The sequence below is a fragment of the Salipiger bermudensis genome (assembly GCF_019801965.1).
Classification (GTDB): domain Bacteria; phylum Pseudomonadota; class Alphaproteobacteria; order Rhodobacterales; family Rhodobacteraceae; genus Salipiger; species Salipiger bermudensis_A.
Genome location: NZ_JAHVIA010000008.1, coordinates 205,586 through 225,822, shown reverse-complemented (window position 1 = coordinate 225,822; position 20,237 = coordinate 205,586). Strand labels below are relative to the sequence as shown.

Below are 20,237 nucleotides of genomic sequence, written 5' to 3'. Positions count from 1 at the left end.
CGTATGAAAAATTTCGCCCCGCGCCCGATCAAGGCGCGGGGCGTTTTCGTGCTTAGAGCGCCGCCTTCAGGGTCTCCTGCCACGGCGTGGTCGGGCGGCCGAGCAGGGTCGAGAGCGTCTTGTCTTCGCTGAAGAGGCCGCCCTGCGAGGCGCCCTTCTCGCTGTCGGCCAGCATCTCGGCCACCGGCGCCGGCAGGCCCGCGCCGATCAGCGCCGCCTGGTAGGCCTCCGCGCTCATGTCGGTATAGCCGATCTCCTTGCCTGCGAGCGTCGATAGCTCGGCGGCAAACTCGGGCAGGCTGTAGGCGCTGTCGCCGGCCAGCTCGTAGACCGTTCCCGAGGCGGGCAGTTCGCCGCTCAGCACGATGGCCGCGGCCTCGGCATAGTCGGCGCGAGTGGCGCTCGAAACCCGGCCCTCGCCGATGGTGCCGATCATGCCGCCATGCTCCAGCGCGGTCGGCACGCCCATGGTGTAGTTCTCGGTGTACCAGCCGTTGCGCAGCAGCGCGTAGGGCAGACCTGAGGCCGCCAGCGCCTGCTCCGTCGCGACGTGCTCGGCGGGCAGCACCGTCAGCGGTGAGCTGTCGGCCTTGAGGATCGAAGTATAGGCGATGAAGCCCACGCCTGCGGCCTTCGCGGCATCGATGACGTTGCCATGCTGCGCGGCGCGCTGGCCGACCTCGCTCGAAGACACCAGCAGCAGCCGCTCGACGCCCGCAAACGCCGCTTCCAGCGCCGCCGGATCATCGTAGGAGGCGACGCGGACGCTCACGCCCTTGGCTTCCAGCGGGCCCGCGGCCTCGGGTCGGCGCACCAGTGCCCCGATCTCGCCCGCCGGCACGCGGGACAGAAGTGCGTCGATGACAAGGCCGCCGAGCTGGCCGGAGGCGCCGGTGACGAGGTATTTGAGCGATTGCGACATGGGGAGATCCTTTCCTTGGTATTCGGTCTATAACCGTGATATGGTCTCTTATGTAGACCTCATATCGATGCCTGTGAAGGAGGCACATTTTCATGACTAGGGAACATCGAGGTAACCCCGACGGCATCGAGATCCTGCGCCAGCTTGCCGGGTTCGACGGCGCGCCGGACGATCCCGGAGTCTGCCCGGTGCGCGACGTGCTCGACCGGGTCGGCCAGAAATGGACGCTTCTGCTGCTCATCGCGCTCACCACCGGGCCCAAGCGCTTCTCGGCGCTGCAGCGGCAGGTGGGCGACATCTCCAAGCGCATGCTGACCCAGAGCCTGCGCCAGCTCGAGCGCGACGGGCTGATCTCGCGGCAGGTCTTCCCGACCAAGCCGCCCTCGGTGGAATACGCGCTGACCGAGCTCGGCCAGTCGGCGCTGGAGCCGATCGCCATCCTGACCGACTGGGCCGACCGCAACCACGCCCGCATCCGCGCCGCGCGCGCGTCCTTCGACACCGCCGACGCCTGAGGAAAAGGCCCGACCGAAAGCTCCGCCACGGCGGGCCTTTCCCCCCTCCGACCGGCCTGATAGCGTGCGCCGAAATCACGCCGGATCCGACCAAATGACCCATCTCAGCCGCACCCAGTCCACCTTCACGCCGCCGGTCCCCGAGGCCAAGCGCTGGATCGAGGGCGTGTCCTTTCCCGCCGACCGTCCGCTGATCAACGTAAGCCAGGCCGCGCCGGTGGATCCGCCGCCCGCCGCCCTGCGCCGCGCCATGGCCGAGGCGATGGAGGAGCCCGAGACCCATCTCTACGGGCCCGTGCTCGGCCTGCCGGCGCTGCGCGAGGCGCTGGCGCGCGACTGGAGCGCGCATTACGGCGCCGAGGTCGGCGCCGACCGGGTCGCGATCACCGCAGGCTGCAACCAGGCCTTCGCCGCCACCATGGCCGCCATCGCCGGCGAGGGCGACGAGGTGCTGCTGCCGACACCGTGGTACTTCAATCACAAGATGTGGCTCGACATGCAGGGTGTCCGGACCGTGCCGCTGCCCACCGGCGACGACCTGCTGCCTGATGCTGAGACCGCCCGCGCCCTGCTCACCGATCGCACCCGCGCCATCGTGCTGGTCTCGCCCAACAATCCCGGCGGCGTCGAATACCCGGCCGAGACCCTGCGGGCGCTCTACGATCTCGCCCGCGCGCAGGGCATCAAGCTCATCGTCGACGAGACCTACAAGGATTTCGACAGCCGCTCCGGCGCGCCGCATGACCTGCTGAGCCAACCTGGCCACCAGGACACGCTGATCCAGCTCTACAGCTTCTCCAAGGCCTACCGCCTCACGGGCCACCGCGTCGGCGCGATCATCGCCGAGCCGGGGCTGCTCGAGGAGGTGGAAAAATTCCAGGACACGGTGGCGATCTGCGCGCCCCAGCTCGGACAGATCGCGGCGCTCTGGGGGCTCGAGAACCTGAGCCAGTGGGTCGCCGGCGAGCGCGACGAGATCCTCGCCCGGCGCAAGGCCATCACCGCAGAGTTCCCGCGTCTCGAGGCGCGCGGCTGGCGGCTCAAGGGGCTGGGCGCCTATTTCGCCTATGTCGAGCACCCGTTTGCCGAAGCCTCCGACGTGCTGGGGCGCAAGCTGGTGCACGAGGCCGGCATCCTCGCCCTGCCCGGCACCATGTTCGTGCCGCCCGAGGACCCGGCCGGCGCCCGGCATTTCCGCTTTGCCTTCGCCAATCTCGACGCCGACGCCATCACAGTGCTGTTCGACCGGCTCGACGCGCTGGACTGGCCCCTTGCGGGGACCGACGGCCCGGCATAGACACGGGCGCCAGAACCATAAGGGGAAGAGGCAGTCATGGCGCGCGGAAAAGGCGGCATCACCAAGTACATCGTCTGGGCGATCCTGATCGCCTCCTTCGTCGGTTTCGGCGCCTTCGGCACGGTGAATTTCTCCGGCGGGGTCGGCAATATCGGCTCGGTCGGTGACACCACGATCTCGACCAGCGACTATGCCCGCGCGCTGCAATCCGAGCTGCGCGCCCTGCAGGCCCAGACCGGCCAGGCGGTGACGGTGGAGCAGGCGCGCCAGTCTGGTCTCACCGACCAGGTGCTGGCCCAGGTGGTGACCAATGCCGCGCTCGAGGACGAGACCAACCGCATCGGCCTCTCGGTCGGCGACGAGCGTGTCGCGGAAGACCTGCGCAACGTGCAGGCCTTCAACGGCCCCGACGGCAGCTTCGACCGCAGCGCCTATGCCTACGCGCTGCAGAATGCCGGGCTTAACGAGGGCGAGTTCGAGGAAAACCTGCGCCGCGATGCCGCGCGGTCGATCCTCAGCGCCGCGGTGATTTCGGGCACCACCCTGCCCGACGCCTATGTCGACACGCTGCTCGAATATATCGGCGAGAGCCGCGCCTTTACCTGGGCGACGCTCGAGCGCGACGCGCTCAGCACCGGCCTGCCGGTGCCCTCCGAGGACGAGCTGCAGGCGTGGTACGACGACAATATCGACCGCTTCACCCTGCCCGAGACCAAGGTCATCACCTTCGCCTGGCTGACGCCCGACATGATCGTCGACACCGTCGAGGTCGAGGAAGACGCCCTGCGCGCCGCCTACGAGGAGCGCGCCGAGGAGTTCAACCTGCCCGAGCGCCGGCTGATCGAGCGCCTTGTGTTCAGCACCGAGGCCGAGGCCCAGGCCGCCGCCGACCGCATCTCCTCGGGCGAGGCGGATTTCGAGACCGTGGTCGAGGATCGCGGCCTTGCGCTGATCGACACCGACATGGGCGACGTGACCCGGGACACGCTGGGCGAGGCCGCCGAGCCGGTGTTCTCCGCCGAGGTCGGCGACGTTGTGGGCCCCGCGCCCTCCTCCTTCGGCCCGGCGCTCTACCGCGTCAACGGCGTGCTGCCGGCGCAGGAGACCCCCTATGAAGAGGCCGTGCCGGACCTGCGGGATTCGCTGGTGCTCGACCGCGCCCGCCGGGTGATCGAGGGCATGGCCTCGACCATCGACGACGAGCTCGCCGGCGGCGCCACGCTGGAAGAGCTGGCCCAGGACACCGACATGGAGCTCGGCCAGATCGACTGGACCGCCAGCACCGACACCGGCATCGCCGGCTACCAGGCCTTCCGCGAGGCCGCTGCCGCCGTGGCCGAGGGCGATTACCCGGCCATCGACCAGCTGGGCGATGGCGGCATCTTCGCGCTGCGGCTCGACGAGCTGCGCGCCCCCGCCCCGGCCCCCTTCGAGGACGTGCGCGACCGTGTCGAGGAGCTCTGGGAGCAGGAGCAGGCCACCGAGGCGCTGCTGGGCCAGGCCGAGGACATCGCCACCCGCATCTCCGAGGACCAAAGCTTCGGCGAGAACGGGCTCGAGCCCACCGCCGAAAGCGGCCTGACCCGCGAGTCGCGCGTTCAGGGCCTGCCCGGTGCGGTGCTCGAGGCGGTGTTCGAGATGTCTCCCGGCGAGGCCCGCGCGCTGCGCGGCACCGGCACGGCTCTGATCGTGCGGCTCGATGACGTGACGCCGGTCAACAAGGACGACCCGCAGATGCAGCAGCTTGCCAACGCCCTGCGCGATCAGGCGGCAAGCAGCGTCTCGCAGGATCTGTTCCGCGCGCTCAATGTCGACATCCAGTCGCGTGCCGGCATCAGCGTCGATCAGTCCGCGGTGAACTCCGTGCTCAGCACCCTGCAGTAAGGCACATCATGGCGACGCTCATCCCCGCTTTCGAAGACTTCGCCGCGGCTTACGAGGCCGGCAAGAACCAGGTGGTCTACGCCCGGCTCGCCGCCGATCTCGACACGCCGGTGTCGCTGATGCTCAAGCTGACCGGCGCCGCCAAGGACGCCTTCATGCTCGAGTCGGTGACCGGCGGCGAGGTTCGTGGCCGCTACTCGATCATCGGCATGAAGCCCGACGTGGTTTGGAAGTGTCATGGCGAGACGGCGCAGATCAACCGTCAGGCGCGCTTCGATCCCGAGGCCTTCGAGCCGGTGGAGAGCGATCCGCTGACCGCGCTGCGCGAGCTGATCGCGGAAAGCCGCATCGAGCTGCCCGAGGATCTGCCGCAGGCCTCCGCCGGGCTCTTCGGCTATCTCGGATATGACATGATCCGGCTGGTCGAGCACCTGCCCAACGTCAATCCCGACCCGCTGGGCCTGCCCGACGCGCTGATGCTGCGGCCCTCGGTCGTCGCGGTGCTCGACGGGGTCAAGGGCGAGGTCACCGTGGTGGCGCCGGCCTGGGTTCAGGGCGGTGTCTCCGCCCGCGCCGCCTATGCCCGCGCCGCCGAACGCGTGATGGACGCGGTGCGCGACCTCGAGCGCGCGCTGCCGCAGGCCAGCCGCGATCTCGGCGAGGCGCACGAGGCCGGCGAGCCGGTGTCGAACTTCACCCGCGAGAGCTACAAGGCCGCGGTCGAGACCGCCAAGGACTACATTCGCAAGGGCGACATCTTCCAGGTCGTGCCGGCGCAGCGCTGGACCCAGACCTTCCCGCTGCCGCCCTTCGCGCTCTACCGCTCGCTGCGGCGCACCAACCCGTCGCCCTTCATGTTCTACTTCAACTTCGGCGGCTTCCAGGTCATCGGCGCGAGCCCCGAGATCCTCGTGCGGGTCTTCGGCCGCGAGGTAACGATCCGCCCGATCGCCGGCACCCGTCCGCGCGGTGCGACGCCCGAGGAGGATCGGGCGCTCGAGGCGGATCTGCTGGCCGACAAGAAGGAGCTGGCGGAGCACCTGATGCTGCTCGACCTCGGCCGCAACGATGTCGGCCGGGTGTCGAAGATCGGCACCGTCCGCCCGACTGAGAAGTTCATCATCGAGCGCTACAGCCACGTGATGCACATCGTCTCCAACGTGGTGGGCGAGCTGGCCGAGGATCAGGACGCCCTGTCGGCCTTCTTCGCCGGGATGCCCGCGGGCACCGTTTCGGGCGCGCCCAAGGTCCGCGCGATGGAGATCATCGACGAGCTGGAGCCCGAGAAGCGCGGCGTCTATGGCGGCGGCGTGGGCTATTTCTCGGCGGGCGGCGACATGGACATGTGCATCGCGCTACGCACCGCCATCGTGAAGGACGAGAAGCTCTACATCCAGGCCGGCGGCGGCGTGGTCTATGACAGCGACCCGGAATCCGAGTACATGGAGACGGTGCACAAATCCAACGCCATCCGCCGCGCGGCGGCGGACGCGGCGCGGTTCACCTCCTCGGGGAACAGCTGAGACAGCAAGGAACGGGCCCGGTCGGGCCCGTTTTTTTCTTGCCTCTAGGGCTCACGCGTTGCGCTGCCCTCGACGCGGGCAGCGCTCAGACCAAGCCCGCAAGAACCCCCGGCAGCGCCTCCGGCAGATCCTCGGCGATCAGCCCTGGACCGAAGGCCCGCGCCGCCTCGACATGCAGCCACGCGCCCGCACCCGCCGCCTCGAACGGTGCCAGCGCGCGCGCCATCAGTCCGGCGATCAGCCCCGCCAGAACGTCGCCCGCGCCAGCCGTCGCCAGCCAGGGCGCCGCGCGCGCGCCGACGCCCGCGTTGACCGCGCAGCGCCCGTCCGGGGCAGCGATCACCGTGTCGGGCCCCTTGAGCAACACCACGCAGCCCGCCCGCCGTGCCGCCTCGCGCGCGGCGTCGACGCGGGAATAGGCGGGCCCGGCCTCGGCCACCTCGCGCAGCCGCGCCGCGAGATCGGGGAACAGGCGGGCGAACTCGCCGTCATGCGGGGTCAGGACGCAGCCCCGGTGCAGCAGCCCGAAGAGCTCGGCCGGATCGTCGGCGAAGGCGCTCAGCGCATCCGCGTCGAGCAGCGTCGGCCGCTCCACCTCGAGCGCCACCGGCACCAGCTCCTGCGCCCGCTCGATCCCGAGCCCCGGGCCGAGACAGAGCGCGTTGATCCGGTCATCCTCGAGCAGCTCCGCGAGCCCTTCCGCCCCCTCGACCCGGCGCAGCATCAGCGCGGTGATCTGCGCCGCGATCTCCATCTGTGCCGCACCCGGTGCGCCGAGCGTCACCAGCCCCGCGCCGACCCGGAGCGCAGCGCGCGCCGAGAGCCGCGCCGCGCCGGTGCGCCCGAAGCCGCCGCTCAGCACCAGCGCATGGCCGTGGCTGAACTTGTGCCCTCCGGCCTTGCCCAGCCCCGCGGGCGCCGTCACCTCACCGACCCGCTCGCCACGCGGCGCGCGCGAGCGGCGCGGCTCGAGCCCGATCGGTACGACGACCACCGTGCCACAGAGCTCCGGCCCCTCCGCCAGCACATGGCCGAGCTTGCGCGAGTGGAAGGTCACCGTCAGGTCGGCGGCCGCGGACGCTGCCTCAAGCACCTCGGGAAGACCCACGAAATGCTCGTCGCGCAGCACCCGGCCGCTATCGCTGCAGAGCCCGCTCGGCAGGTCGACGGCGACGATCAGCGGCGTCCAGTCCGGGCGCTCGCTGGCGCTCATCGCGGCCCCCTCGCCGCGCAGCTCCGCGAGATCGAGCAGCGTCACGCCGAGATCGGCGATCGGCCGGCTGAGCCCGGTGCCGAAAAGCGCGTCGACCACCAGCGCGGCGCGCCGGCTGGAGGCCTCGAAGCCGGGCTCGAGCGGCAGGATCCGGCCGATCTCGAGCCAGCGCTCGGCGTTGCGCCGCGCATCGGGCGGCAGCCGCTCGAGCACCCCGTAGAGGTAGAGCTCTACCTCCCAGCCACGCGCCACCAGAAGCCGGGCGATGACGAATCCGTCGCCGCCATTGTTGCCCGGTCCGCACAGGACAACCGCCCGGTGCGCCCGGCGCGCAAGCTCCGGCCAGTGCCGGAAAACCGCGTCCACGACGCCGGATCCGGCCCGCTCCATCAGCTCCAGACCGCTCACCTCGCCCGAGCTTATCGCTGCCGTCTCCACCGCGCGCATCTGCGCCGCTGTCAGGAGATCTGCCATGTCTTCCACCTCAAGTTTTCATTTCGCCCGTTTTGAAGGCATGTTGCGCAAAATTCACGCGGTCGATACAAATCGCTCTATGCACCCCCTGCCCCCGTAGGCTATCCGATTGTGGCCGCCGGGCAGAAATGATCTGGCAGGGTCCGACACGGGATTACGAGGAGAGATAGACCATGAAAAAGGTCGAGGCGATCATCAAGCCGTTCAAGCTCGACGAGGTCAAGGAAGCGCTTCAGGATGCTGGCATCCAGGGCCTTTCGGTTCTCGAAGTGAAGGGCTTTGGCCGCCAGAAAGGCCATACCGAGCTGTATCGCGGCGCGGAATATGTGGTCGATTTTCTGCCCAAGGTGAAGATCGAGGTCGTCCTGGATGACGAACTCGTCGACGCCGCCATCGAGGCCATCATCTCTGCCGCCAAGACCGACAAGATCGGCGACGGCAAGATCTTCGTGAGCCCGATCGAACAGGCCATCCGGATCCGCACCGGCGAATCCGGCTCGGACGCGCTCTAAGCGCATCCCGGGCGGCCGATAAAACAATCATACCGGACCCAAAGTCACAGAAAGGGAAGAAGGGAATGAGCATCAAGGACGTTCTCAAGCTGATGAAGGACGAGGAGGTCGCTTACGTCGACATCCGCTTCACCGATCCGCGCGGCAAGCTGCAGCACGTGACGGTGATTGCCGATGAGGTCGACGAGGATTTCCTCGAAGAAGGCTTCATGTTCGACGGTTCCTCCATCGCAGGCTGGAAGTCGATCGAAGCATCCGACATGAAGCTGATGCCCGACCCGGACAGCGTGTATATCGACCCGTTCTATGCCGAGAAGACTCTCTGCATCCACTGCTCGGTGGTCGAGCCCGACACCGGCGAAGCCTACGAGCGTGACCCGCGCGGCACCGCGATGAAGGCAGAGGCCTACCTCAAGTCCTCCGGCATCGGCGACACCGCGTTCATGGGCCCGGAAGCCGAATTCTTCCTGTTCGACGACGTGAAGTTCTCGGTCGCGATGAACAAGGTCTCCTACGAAGTCGACGCGCTCGACGCATCGTGGAACACCGACACCGACTACGAGATGGGCAACACCGGCCACCGTCCGGGCGTCAAGGGCGGCTACTTCCCGGTCAACCCGATCGACGACGCGCAGGACCTGCGCTCCGAGATGCTCTCGACCATGAAGCGCATCGGCATGAAGGTCGACAAGCACCACCACGAGGTGGCGTCGTGCCAGCACGAGCTTGGCCTGATCTTCGGCACCGTCACCAAGCAGGCTGACGAGCTTCAGAAGTACAAGTACATCATCCACAACGTGGCCCAGGCCTACGGCAAGTCGGCAACCTTCATGCCGAAGCCGATCGCCGGCGACAACGGCACCGGCATGCACGTGAACATGTCGATCTGGAAGGACGGCAAGCCGCTCTTCGCAGGCGACAAGTATGCCGACCTGTCGCAGGAAGCCCTGTGGTACATCGGCGGCCTGCTCAAGCACGCCAAGGCGCTCAACGCCTTCACCAACCCGTCGACCAACTCCTACAAGCGTCTGGTCCCGGGCTTCGAAGCCCCCGTGCTGCGCGCCTACTCGGCCCGCAACCGCTCGGGCTGCGTGCGTATTCCGTGGGCGGAATCGCCGAAGGCAAAGCGTGTGGAAGCCCGCTTCCCCGACCCGTCGGCAAACCCCTACCTGTGCTTCGCAGCGCTCCTGATGGCCGGCCTCGACGGCATCAAGAACAAGATCGATCCGGGCGAAGCCATGGACAAGAACCTCTACGACCTGCCGCCGGAGGAGCTGGAAGGCATCCCGACCGTCTGCGGCTCGCTGCGTGAGGCTCTGGACGAGCTGAAGGCCGACATGGACTTCCTGCTGGCCGGTGACGTGTTCACCAAGGACCAGATCGAAGGCTACATCGACCTCAAGATGGAAGAGCTCGAGCAGTACGAAATGACCCCGCACCCGGTCGAGTTCAAGCTGTACTACAGCTGCTGATCCTCGCGGAGAGTTTGGGAAAGGGCGCCTTCGGGCGCCCTTTTTCGTTGCTCCGGTGAAGCAGGTCGCCGCCCTTGGGGGCCTGCCGAATATGCGGCCTAATCACCCCTTGCAGGACCGAATGTTGACCGCGCCCCATGATTCGTGGTCGGTATTTGTCCCCATTGTTTCCCGACTATCGAAGATCCACCCGGATCCGCTCCACCGTTCTCACGAAGGCGCGACAACGCGACGACCGCTTCAAGAAACTGCGCCAGGACGCGGTTGCAAAACCGGTCAACCTGACGCTCTTTAGCACCAACCCTTTCGGGTAGGTTGAGACAAATCCGGACTAATTCCACGCCTTCGCGTCAGAATGTGGCCCTCGCACGGCAATTCATTGAAATTACGGCGAAATCATCCCGACCTTGGGCAGGACCGCGGCAGATCGGACCCGCCCGCACCGCAGACAGACCAGATTCTCACCCCAATCGAGACCAAGACTGAGTCTCGTGGGGATAGTCAAAACCAACAAAAACACTGCTCAGGAGTTCAAGATGACCCAAGGTTTCACGAGTACAGCCCGTCTTGTCTTCGCCGCCCGTTCGATCGTCGTTGTCGACGAGATCCAACAGATCATGCGCGATGCCCTGACGCATAACGATTTCTCTGTCGCAGGTTGCGACATGACCGACACCGCCGCCCTGTCCTTCGCCACATCCGGCGGCGACTGGGAGGCCCGCATTCATCACGAGGGCGACGAGGTCGTGCTGCACGTCACCGCCCCGCGCGAAGACGCAGCCCTGCTGACGCCGCTGGCGCATGTCGCCTTCGCCCTCGTCGAAGCCCTGCCCGTCGCCCATGTGATCTGGGCCGGCACCGAGCTCCGCCTGCCACGTGAGCGCTTCCTGGCCCAGCTCGCGCCCGCCTGCGCTGCACAGCAGCCCGTGCAGGCCGCCGAGCCTGAGCGCCTGCGCCCGCGCCGCGTCAAGCTCGAGCACGGCCAGGCCCGCACCCAGCGCCTGAGCCAGAAGGATGTCCTGGCCCGGACCCTGCCGGTCGCCAAGAAGGCCCGGCGGCAGCCCACGGCGCAGACCAAGCGCACCGAGGCACATTACCAGGCCTATGATCGCCGCCTGCGCAGCGCGCTGGTCGCCCCGGTCCAGAAGATCGAGATGGCCGACCTGCCGCGCGAGCAGCCCGAGGCCGCGGAACCGGCGAGCGTCTCGAGCTGGGCGCTTTCGGTGGGCGTCGCCACGATCTCGCTGCCGCTGGCCGTGCCGCTTCTGGCCTACAACGCCACCAGCGCCTTCCCGCAGCAGCGCCGCATGCTCGCCACCGGGATCGCCGGCCTGTTCGTGGCTCTGGATGCAACGGGTGTCGCGGCCGGTCTGCTTGGCAGCTACTGAGCCGGTCGCGCGGATCCGGGCCCAAGGTGGGAGGGCCCGGATCGCGATATTCGGGGCGCCCTGCGCGAAACGAGGGTTGCGAGCGATGCGCGAGACATTTCTGTTTGCCGCGTCCGGGTGCTGGGCTACCGTTCTCCTCAACTCAGAGTGAATTGGAGAACCAAGAATGTTCCGCCGGGTATTCAGACTTGCCGCAGCCATGACCCTCGGGCTCGCCACGGCAGGCACGGTGCAAGCCGCCACATGCGGCAACAACGCCAGCGGCTTCAGCGCCTGGAAGCAGGAATTCGCCGCCGAGGCGCAGCGCGCTGGCGTTGGTCAACGTGGCCTTCAAGCGCTTATGAACGCGCAATATTCCACCACGACCATCGCTGCCGACCGCAACCAGAAGGGCGTGAAATACGCGCTCAACGATTTCATTCGAATCCGGCTTGGCTCGCTCGACGGCTTCGCCGCCACGGGGCGCAAGCGGGTGCAGGCCAACCCGCAATTCTACGCCGCGATCGAGCAGCGCTATGGCGTGCCCGCGGGAATCCTCGTGGCGATTCACGGCATGGAGACAGGCTTCGGCCGCAGCATGGGCAACGTCCCGGTGGTGTCCTCGATCAGCACCGTGGCCTATGATTGCCGCCGCTCCTCGTTCTTCACGCCGCACGCGTTGGCGGCGCTGCAGATGGTCGACCGCGGCATGCTGGCGCCCAACCAGAAGGGCGCCGCCCATGGCGAGCTGGGCCATACCCAGTTCCTTCCGGGCAACGCCATGCGCTACGGGGTCGACGGAAATGGCGACGGCCGCGTCGATTTCTACAACCAGTGGGACGCGCTGGCCTCGACCGCGAATTTCCTGCGCCAGAAGGGCTGGCGACCGGGTCAGCCCTACCAGCAGGGCACGGCCAATTTCCGCGTGCTGAACGAGTGGAACGCCGCCACCGTCTACCAGCAGGCCATCGCCCTCTCGGCCGAGCGCATCGACCGCTGACAGGTGCAACTCCAGCCGCGGGGCCCCGGCTCCGCGGCGCCAACCCGGCCCGCCCGTTCCGGCCCGGATGCCCGCCCGGTTCCGCCGCGCATCGCGGCCACCTCGCGGATGGTTAAGGACGCATTAACGACACCCCCGCGTCGACAATATGCCTAATTTGATATGTATTCTGTGAAAATCTAATGTTTTAAGTGAGTTCAGGGAGTCCCGGGTTTTGGGATACGCAGAGACACCGCATGCGGGCATTTTCTTGACCCACGATGTCGCGCTGAATGACAGGCAACTGCTCAGCGACGCCGCCCAGGTTCTGCGACGGCTCGATACCCGGTCAGGCCGCCCGATCCGCCGCTCGAACAAGCGCGCCGCGATCATGGCAGATCATTTCGGCATTTCGGTCAAGGTCCAGCGCATCCCGGATGACGCCCCCTATCTCTCGATCCGCATCCTGCTGCGCAAGGGCGAGATGTCGGACGAGACGCTGGCGCGGCGCATCCTTGCCCAGACCGTGCGCGGGATGCTGTCGCACATCCCGGTGGATTCGATCGACTGGTTCGATTGCGAGACGCTGATCGAACCCGACGATTTCCGCGAGATGTTTGGCCAGCCGGTGCCCGACAACCAGTACAATCCGACCCAGCCCCCGCACATGGATTTTGCCCTGAGCGAGCATCTGCGCGAGATGATGGCGGTCGACGACGACGAGGGCCCGGCCCTGCTCGCCGAGACCGCGGAGGTCGCCGGGAGCACCGACGAGCCCGCCACAGGCGCGCAGGAGCGCCGGCAGGCGCCGGATCGGCGCGCCGACACCCGCACACCCGCTCGGCCCCGCAAGCGTCGTTTCGGCCTCGTCTTGCTGCCGTTCCGCGCGCTGACGTTCTTCTGGAGCCTGTGGCGCGGCATGGATCTGCGGCTGGTGAGCCGGGTTCTCGTGCTGGTCGCGCTGGCCATCGTGTTCGCGAACACCGACATCCTGCGCGACGTCCTCAACCAGCTGACGCGCTGAGCGCGAGGGCGCGGGCCCGCTCCATCACGTAGGTGTGGATCGAGAACACCACCGCGCGGGTCTCGGGCAGCCGCACTAGGCATTGCCGCTCGGAGCGGAAATAAGCCGCGGTGGCGGGATCGGCGCGGTCGGTGTTGTCGCGCCGGGGGCCGGGCTGGAACAGCGTCGGGTCGTTGTACCACAGCCGGTTGAAGCGCATCAGCGGACGCCCCACCTGCACCCCGTCGAAAAGCCGCTGCACCCGCGCCGCGATGGCATCGTCATACTCGGGGATCGGGATGTGGATCTCGACCAGCGGGCGCATCACCTTCTGCGCCAGCCGCCAGCCGGCGGGAAAGCACAGCACCGCGCCGGTGAGCACGTGCTCCGCCTCGCCCTCCGCCTTCTCGAGCAGGCAGAAATCCTCCTGCACCAGGCGCCCCAGCGTGCCCATCGGGTCCTCGCGATCGAGCGTCACCTGCGTGCCGTCGGGCCGGGTGACGCGCGCACCGTCGCGGGAGAACCCCTCGGGCAGATGCGCGAGCACGACCTCGAGCAGCTCGTCCGCCGCCGGACGGGCGCGCTCGGAGAGCGCCAGCACCGCGTCGCGATTGGTGTTGAGGAGACGCTCCCGGTCGGCCATCTGGCCGGCATAGGCCTCGTCGACGAGGAGCCAGTCGGACATGGCGATGGGGCCGATATTCGGCAGCGGCCGCGAGGTCGAAAGATCGAAGGGAAGGCGCTCTTGCAGGGTCATGCCAAAGGGCTAGCGCCGGAGCGGGCTTGCCGCAAGATGCGGCAGCGTCGCGGCAAAGGAAAAGCGGCGCGGGAAACTCCCGCGCCGCTCTCGATGCTTCACTGTGAGGCGGAGGCTCAGCCGCGGGCGCGGCCCAGGGCCTTCCAGGACAGCGGCAGGATCAGCGCGGCCAGGGCCAGCTTGATCGCGTCTCCGACGAGGAACGGGGTCAGGCCCCACTCGAGGATCGGCTTGTCCCAGCCGTAGAGCATGCCGAGCCAGATCAGGCCGGGCACGTAGATCAGCGCGTTGCCCAGCAGCATCGCACCGGCCATCTTGGGCGCCGAGCGGTCCCAGCCGGCGCGCGCCAGCGTGCCGAGCAGCAGGACGGCCATCACGTAGCCCACGAGGTAGCCGCCGGTGCCGCCCATCATGTAGGCGAAGCCGTTGAGCTCGGCCGAGCTGCCGGCGAAGACGTCGAAGCCGAGCGCACCCACCAGCATGTAGCCGAGGATGGTCACGAGGCCGAGCCGCGCGCCATAGGCGGCGCCGAGGGTCAGCACGCCGAAGGTGCCCATGGTGATCGGCACCGGCCACATAGGCACCTTGATCTTGGCCATGATCGCCAGGAAGGCGATGCCGGCCACCACGAGAGCGGCCTGCTTGAGGCGCAGGGCGGTGCCGTCCGTGGCACCGAAGCTTTCCACCAGAACGGAGCGGTTCTGTGCGATGGTCATCGGGTGTCCCCCTTGTTTCATCTCCATTCCTTGAGTTTCTGCACCATGGCGAAGACCATCGCAAGCCGTCATCACCCTGTCATGCACGCTTAATTTGCAAACCGTGAGTTTGCAGCGGCAAAGCCCGCGGCGCCCACCGACGCCTCGAAACCTGCCTGTTACCGCCACCGGGAGGCAGACCGGGCTTGCCTGCGCGGCGGCGCGATGTCAGGTCTGGTGCGGTCCGAAGCTTTCGAGGCGCCGATGTCCACGCCGGTCTCATCCATCCGCAATCTCGGCCCCGCCGTCGAGGCCGCCTGCGCCCGCGCCGGCATTCCCGACGCCGAAACGCTGCGCGAGATCGGCGCGCATGACGCCTATGGCCGGATGCTGCGCACCGGCACCAAGGCGCATTTCATCAGCTACTACGTGCTGCACATGGCCTTGCAGGGCCGTCCGTGGAACGATTGCCGCGGCAAGGAGAAGGACGATCTGCGCGCCCGCTTTGATGCGCTCTGCGCCGAGATCGCCGGCCGGGGCGAGGCGCTCTCCGGCATCGAGGCGGTGCTCGACGAGATCGGCGTCATCGCGCGGCGCAAGGGGCCCTGAACCGGGCTCTCCTCCGCCCTCACGGGCGCTCCTCGAGGCGCGGGTCGGAACTCGGCAGGCGGGTTTTACGTTGATTGGCGAAACGTAACACGCAACGGAGGCCCGTCCCCATGGACCTTATCCGCATCATCGCCGCCATCCTGCTGCCGCCGCTCGGCGTCTTCCTGCAGGTCGGTCTCGGCAAGCATTTCTGGATCAACATCCTGCTCACGCTCCTGGGCTACATCCCCGGCATCGTCCACGCCGTCTGGATCATCGCCCGGACGCCGCAGCACGCGTGATCGCCATGTCGCGTCGTGAAACCTTCGAACGGGTCGAGCGCGTCGAGCGCTTGGCACGCCGCCTCGACCGCGCCTTCCGCCTGCCCTTCACCAAGATCCGGCTGGGCTGGGATTCGATCCTCGGCCTCGTGCCGGGCATCGGTGACACGCTGGCGCTTGCCCCGGCCGCCTGGATCGTCAACGAGGCCCGCGAACTCGGCGCACCGAAGGCGTTGTTGGTGCAGATGAGCTGGAACGTCGCGGTGGACTGGGCGATCGGCCTGCTGCCGCTGATCGGCGACATCATGGATGTGGGCTACAAGGCCAACATGCGCAACGCCGCGCTGCTGCGCCGCTGGGCGGAGGAATATTACCGGACCGCCGGCGAAGGCCGGGCCGAGGCGCCCGACTACCAGGGGGCTGAGCTGGCCTGATGGCATGAGCCAAGCAAAGAAAAACGGGCGCCCCGCGGGGCGCCCGTTTTGAATCTCGTAAAAGGTCCGAAAAGGCGGCTCAGCCGACCAGTTCGAGGCCCGAGAAGAAATAGGCGATCTCGACCGCGGCGGTCTCCGGGGCGTCGGAGCCGTGCACCGAGTTCTCACCGACCGACTCTGCGAACTCTGCGCGGATGGTGCCTTCGGCGGCATCGGCCGGGTTGGTGGCGCCCATCACTTCGCGGTTCTTGGCAATCGCGCCTTCACCTTCCAGCACCTGCACAACGACCGGCGCGGAAGCCATGAACTCGCAGAGTTCGTCGTAGAACGGGCGCTCGGCATGCACCTTGTAGAACTCGCCGGCCTGCGCCTTGGTCATCTGGATGCGCTTCTGTGCGACGATGCGCAGACCCGCTTCCTCGAACTTGGCGTTGATCTTGCCGGTCAGGTTGCGGCGGGTGGCGTCGGGCTTGATGATCGAAAAGGTCCGTTCGAGGGCCATGTCTGTCTCCATTGAAAAGCCGGGCAGCTGGCCCGGCCGGTATTCGCTGCTGTGGGCGTTAGCATGGCAGAGGCGCCTTGGAAAGACCCGAGCCGTCGCCCCGGGCGGCAGGTTTCGGCCTGCGAGGGGCCAGCCCCTCGCGCTCCCCGGGATATTTCCAGCCAAGAGAAGATCATGGGGGATTTCCGTGCCGCGGCACCTCTGCTAGAGCGCGGAGATGCTCAGGATCGATGATATTTCCTATTCCGTCGAGGGGCGGCCCCTGTTCGAGGGCGCCTCCGCGGTGATTCCCGCCGGCCACAAGGTCGGCCTCGTTGGCCCCAATGGCGCCGGCAAGACCACGCTGTTCCGGCTGATCCGCGGCGAGCTGACGCTCGACGGCGGCGAGATCGGCCTGCCCGAGCGGGCGCGGATCGGCGGCGTGGCGCAGGAGGCGCCGGCCTCGAACGTGTCGCTGATCGAGACGGTGCTGGCCGCCGATAGCGAGCGTGCGGCACTGATGGCCGAGGCGGAAACCGCCACCGACCCGCACCGCATCGCCGAGGTTCAGACCCGGCTCGCGGATATCGACGCCTGGTCGGCGGAGGGCCGCGCCGCCTCGATCCTCAAGGGTCTGGGCTTCGACGAGGCCGACCAGCAGCGCCCGAGCTCGGATTTCTCCGGCGGCTGGCGGATGCGGCTGGCGCTGGCCGGGGTGCTTTTCGCGCAGCCCGACCTGCTGCTGCTCGACGAGCCGACCAACTATCTCGACCTCGAGGGCGCGCTCTGGCTCGAGAGCTATCTGACGCGGTATCCGCACACGGTCATCGTGATCTCGCACGATCGCGGGCTGCTGAACCGGGCGGTGGGCGCGATCCTCCATCTCGAGGACCGGCAGCTGACGCTCTACCAGGGCGGCTACGACACCTTCGCCCGCACCCGGGCCGAGCGCCGCGCCGTGCAGGCGGCGGCGGCGAAGAAGCAGGAGGAGCGCAAGGCCCATCTGCAGAGCTTCGTCGACCGCTTCCGCGCCAAGGCCTCGAAGGCCAAGCAGGCGCAGGCCCGTCTGAAGATGATCGCGCGGATGGACACCATCACCGCCCCCGAGGAGGCCGCCAAGCGGGTGTTCAGCTTCCCGCAGCCCGACCAGCTCTCGCCACCCATCGTGGCGCTCGAGGGCGGCGCGACGGGCTATGGCGAGCGGCAGGTCCTGTCGCGGCTGAACCTGCGGATCGACCAGGACGACCGCATCGCGCTGCTCGGGCGCAACGGCCAGGGCAAGTCGACGCTATCGAAGCTGCTGGCGGACCGGCTGGCGCTGATGGAGGGCAAGATGGTGCGCAGCTCGAAGCTGCGCATCGGCTATTTCGCCCAGCACCAGGTCGACGAACTGCATCTCGACGAGACCCCGCTGCAGCACCTGCAGCGCGAGCGCCCCGAGATGGCGCCGCCGAAGCTGCGCGCCCAGCTGGCGGGCTTCGGCCTGATGGCGGCGCAGGCGGAGACCGAGGTCGGCCGGCTCTCGGGCGGCCAGAAGGCGCGCCTGTCGCTGCTGCTGGCGACGCTCGACGCGCCGCACATGCTGATCCTCGACGAGCCCACCAACCACCTCGACATCGAGAGCCGTGAGGCGCTGGTCGAGGCGCTGACGCAATATTCCGGCGCGGTGATCCTGGTGAGCCACGACATGCACCTGCTGAGCCTCGTGGCCGACCGGCTCTGGCTGGTCAAGGACGGCACGGTGAAGCCCTACGAGGACGATCTCGACGCCTACCGCGCGATGCTGCTGACCCAGGACAAGCCGGTGAAGCAAGGCAAGGCGAAGGCGGAGCCCCCGAAAGCGCCGAAGCCGACGCGCGACCAGATCCTCGCGCTGCGCTCGGAGGTCCGCAAATGCGAGGCGCGAGTCGAGAAGATCGAGGAGATGCGCGAGAAGCTGGCCAAGAAGCTCGCCGATCCGGCACTCTACGAAGACGGTCGCGCCGGCGAGCTCGAGACCTGGAACAAGAAATATGCCGAGGTCATGGACGGGCTGCACCGCGCCGAGGCGCTCTGGGAAGCCGCGCTCGAGAAGCTCGAGACCGCCGAAAGCGCCTGATCCCGGCGGCAGCGCTCTCGGAAAACGCGGGACGCCTCCCGCGGGAGTATTTTTGACGAAGAGAAGACAGCGCCGCAGCGCCCATATCTTCTTTGGTTCAAAAATACCTCGGGGGTGAATTGGCCGCAGGACAAGAGGGGGCAGCGCCCCCCCCTTCCCTTCTCGCCAGGTGCAGCGTCAGGCAGTGGCGCCGTCCTCCGCGGCCCCTTCGACCGGCTCGGTGGTCTCCGGGGTCTCGGGGATCGCCAGCGACAGGATGATCGCCGAGAGACCCGCCAGCGTGATCGGCGTGGCCACGACCTGCTTCAGGAAGGCCGGCAGGTTCTGCGTTGCCTCCGGCACCAGCGTGACCCCGAGGCCAAGCCCGAAGCTCACCGCCATGATGTAGACCTTGCGGCGGTCGATCTCCTGCGTGGCGAGGATCCGGATGCCGGCCACCGCGATGGTGCCGAAGAGCACCAGCGTCGCGCCGCCGAGCACCGGCTTGGGGATCAGCAGGAAGAGCTGGCCCACCATCGGGAAGAACCCCAGCAGCACGAGAATGCCGCCGATATACATCCCCACGTGGCGCGAGGCGACGCCGGTCATCTGGATGACGCCGTTGTTCTGCGAAAACGTGGTGTTGGGGAAGGTGTTGAACAGCGCCGCCAGCCCCGAGTTCACGCCGTCGGCGAGGATGCCGCCCCTGATCCGGCGTAGGTACAGAGGCCCCTTGACCGGCTGGCCCGCGATCACCGAGTTGGCGGTCAGGTCGCCCGAGGTCTCGATCGCCGTCACCAGGAAGATGAAGGCAATGGGGATGAACAGGCCGAGATCGAAATCGAGCCCGTATTTCAGCGGCTGCGGGATGGCGATCAGCTCGCCCTGCCCGGCCTTGGAGAAATCCACCATGCCGAAGACCATCGACACGATGGTTCCGACCACCAGCCCCACCATGATCGCCGAGATGCGCAGCATCGGGCTGCCGGTGAATGTCAGCACCAGGATCACCGCCACCACGATCGAGCCCATGACCAGGTTGATCGGCTTGCCCAGATCCTCGCCCGCGCCGACGCCGCCGGCGAAATCGGTGAAGCCCACCTTGACCAGCGACAGGCCGATCACGGTGATGACGATGCCGGTGACCGTTGGCGTGATGATCTTGCCGAGCTTGTCGATGAACTGGCTCAGCACCACCTCGATCAGGCAGCCCGCGAGGCAGAGGCCGAAGATCATCGCCAGCATGTCCTCGGGCGTGCCGCCATTGTTCTTGACCGCGAAGCCCGCGGCGAGGATCGGTCCGAGGAAGGCGAAGCTGGTGCCCTGCACGCTCAACAGCCCCGAGCCCACCGGCCCGATGGTCTTGCACTGGATGAAGGTGGCCACGCCAGAGACCAGCAGCGACATGGCGATGAGATAGGGCACATACTCCCCAAGCCCCAGCACCCCGCCGATCACCAGCGTCGGCGTGACGATGCCGACGATGGAGGCGAGGATGTGCTGGAACGCCGCCAGCGCCGCCGCGGGCGGCTCGGGCTTGTCCTCGAGCGTGTAGATGAGTGATCCGTTCGATTGCGTCTCGGTGGCCATGGCGCCCTCCATCCTGTGTGCAAGGAAGGGTCAGGCGCGCCGCGCCGGCTCTCCCACCACCAGCTTTCGGCGAAGCCGTGCCCCGGGCCAGAGATTTGACGCCCCCGCGACGCACGGCGCCGGGGCGGCACGGCGGTCGCGCAATCGGGGCGCGCTCCGGAGCGTACCTGCAC

The 20,237-nt window shown here is 67.7% G+C and carries 19 protein-coding genes; 13 read left to right on the top strand and 6 right to left on the bottom strand.

Annotated features, from left to right (window positions below):
- Positions 1-52: 52 nt before the first annotated feature.
- Positions 53-922, bottom strand: a complete 870-nt coding sequence (locus tag KUV62_RS18435; RefSeq protein ID WP_222605194.1) for an SDR family oxidoreductase — start codon at positions 920-922, stop codon at positions 53-55.
- A gap of 92 nt (positions 923-1,014) precedes the next feature.
- Here KUV62_RS18435 and KUV62_RS18430 point away from each other — a divergent pair, with 92 nt between their 5' ends.
- The 4 genes from KUV62_RS18430 to trpE all read left to right on the top strand — a co-directional run bounded on the left by KUV62_RS18430 (position 1,015) and on the right by trpE (position 6,141).
- Entirely contained in the window at positions 1,015-1,437 is a 423-nt protein-coding gene (locus tag KUV62_RS18430; protein ID WP_222605193.1) for a winged helix-turn-helix transcriptional regulator, read from the top strand.
- A gap of 94 nt (positions 1,438-1,531) precedes the next feature.
- Positions 1,532-2,734 (top strand): aminotransferase, encoded by a 1,203-nt coding sequence (locus KUV62_RS18425; RefSeq protein ID WP_222605192.1) that lies wholly within the window; start codon positions 1,532-1,534, stop codon positions 2,732-2,734.
- Positions 2,735-2,770: 36 nt separating this feature from the next.
- Positions 2,771-4,618, top strand: a complete 1,848-nt coding sequence (locus KUV62_RS18420; protein ID WP_222605191.1) for a peptidyl-prolyl cis-trans isomerase — start codon at positions 2,771-2,773, stop codon at positions 4,616-4,618.
- 8 nt (positions 4,619-4,626) lie between these two features.
- A complete protein-coding gene (trpE, locus tag KUV62_RS18415) occupies positions 4,627-6,141 on the top strand; it encodes an anthranilate synthase component I (RefSeq protein ID WP_222605190.1) in 1,515 nt (504 codons plus the stop codon).
- A gap of 85 nt (positions 6,142-6,226) precedes the next feature.
- Here trpE and KUV62_RS18410 read toward each other — a convergent pair whose 3' ends face one another.
- Entirely contained in the window at positions 6,227-7,828 is a 1,602-nt protein-coding gene (locus KUV62_RS18410; RefSeq protein ID WP_222605189.1) for an NAD(P)H-hydrate dehydratase, read from the bottom strand.
- Between the two features lie 173 nt (positions 7,829-8,001).
- On the opposite strand from KUV62_RS18410, the gene KUV62_RS18405 reads away from it, so the two are divergent.
- The 5 genes from KUV62_RS18405 (at position 8,002) to KUV62_RS18385 (ending at position 13,182) form a co-directional block, all read left to right on the top strand.
- Positions 8,002-8,340, top strand: a complete 339-nt coding sequence (locus KUV62_RS18405; RefSeq protein WP_007800427.1) for a P-II family nitrogen regulator — start codon at positions 8,002-8,004, stop codon at positions 8,338-8,340.
- A 65-nt stretch (positions 8,341-8,405) separates the two neighbouring features.
- Entirely contained in the window at positions 8,406-9,812 is a 1,407-nt protein-coding gene (glnA, locus tag KUV62_RS18400; RefSeq protein ID WP_222605188.1) for a type I glutamate--ammonia ligase, read from the top strand.
- Between the two features lie 536 nt (positions 9,813-10,348).
- Positions 10,349-11,200: a hypothetical protein gene (locus KUV62_RS18395; protein WP_222605187.1), complete on the top strand. Its 852-nt coding sequence runs from the start codon at positions 10,349-10,351 to the stop codon at positions 11,198-11,200.
- Positions 11,201-11,366: 166 nt separating this feature from the next.
- The gene (locus KUV62_RS18390; RefSeq protein ID WP_222605186.1) at positions 11,367-12,179 is read left to right on the top strand and encodes a lytic transglycosylase domain-containing protein; all 813 of its coding nucleotides are present in this window, start codon (positions 11,367-11,369) and stop codon (positions 12,177-12,179) included.
- Between the two features lie 250 nt (positions 12,180-12,429).
- The gene (locus KUV62_RS18385) at positions 12,430-13,182 is read left to right on the top strand and encodes a hypothetical protein (RefSeq protein ID WP_222605185.1); all 753 of its coding nucleotides are present in this window, start codon (positions 12,430-12,432) and stop codon (positions 13,180-13,182) included.
- On the opposite strand, the gene KUV62_RS18380 is transcribed toward KUV62_RS18385, so the two are convergent.
- On the bottom strand, positions 13,163-13,918 hold the full coding sequence (locus KUV62_RS18380) for a heme-dependent oxidative N-demethylase family protein (RefSeq protein ID WP_222605184.1): 756 nt from the start codon (positions 13,916-13,918) through the stop codon (positions 13,163-13,165). The genes KUV62_RS18385 and KUV62_RS18380 overlap by 20 nt on opposite strands.
- Before the next feature lie 116 nt (positions 13,919-14,034).
- Positions 14,035-14,634, bottom strand: coding sequence for a biotin transporter BioY (locus tag KUV62_RS18375; protein WP_222605183.1), 600 nt, complete (start codon positions 14,632-14,634; stop codon positions 14,035-14,037).
- A 243-nt stretch (positions 14,635-14,877) separates the two neighbouring features.
- Here KUV62_RS18375 and KUV62_RS18370 point away from each other — a divergent pair, with 243 nt between their 5' ends.
- From KUV62_RS18370 to KUV62_RS18360, 3 genes are all read left to right on the top strand, one after another.
- Positions 14,878-15,222, top strand: coding sequence for a TfoX/Sxy family protein (locus tag KUV62_RS18370; protein ID WP_222605182.1), 345 nt, complete (start codon positions 14,878-14,880; stop codon positions 15,220-15,222).
- A 110-nt stretch (positions 15,223-15,332) separates the two neighbouring features.
- The gene (locus KUV62_RS18365) at positions 15,333-15,503 is read left to right on the top strand and encodes a YqaE/Pmp3 family membrane protein (RefSeq protein WP_222605181.1); all 171 of its coding nucleotides are present in this window, start codon (positions 15,333-15,335) and stop codon (positions 15,501-15,503) included.
- Between the two features lie 5 nt (positions 15,504-15,508).
- Entirely contained in the window at positions 15,509-15,916 is a 408-nt protein-coding gene (locus KUV62_RS18360) for a DUF4112 domain-containing protein (protein ID WP_222605180.1), read from the top strand.
- Between the two features lie 79 nt (positions 15,917-15,995).
- Here KUV62_RS18360 and ndk read toward each other — a convergent pair whose 3' ends face one another.
- A complete protein-coding gene (ndk, locus tag KUV62_RS18355; protein ID WP_222605179.1) occupies positions 15,996-16,418 on the bottom strand; it encodes a nucleoside-diphosphate kinase in 423 nt (140 codons plus the stop codon).
- A gap of 217 nt (positions 16,419-16,635) precedes the next feature.
- Between ndk and KUV62_RS18350 the strand changes: the two genes are divergently transcribed.
- On the top strand, positions 16,636-18,495 hold the full coding sequence (locus tag KUV62_RS18350; protein ID WP_222605178.1) for an ABC-F family ATP-binding cassette domain-containing protein: 1,860 nt from the start codon (positions 16,636-16,638) through the stop codon (positions 18,493-18,495).
- A 177-nt stretch (positions 18,496-18,672) separates the two neighbouring features.
- Here the strand turns inward: KUV62_RS18350 and KUV62_RS18345 are convergent, their stop codons facing one another.
- On the bottom strand, positions 18,673-20,064 hold the full coding sequence (locus KUV62_RS18345) for a nucleobase:cation symporter-2 family protein (protein ID WP_222605177.1): 1,392 nt from the start codon (positions 20,062-20,064) through the stop codon (positions 18,673-18,675).
- Positions 20,065-20,237 lie beyond the last annotated feature (173 nt).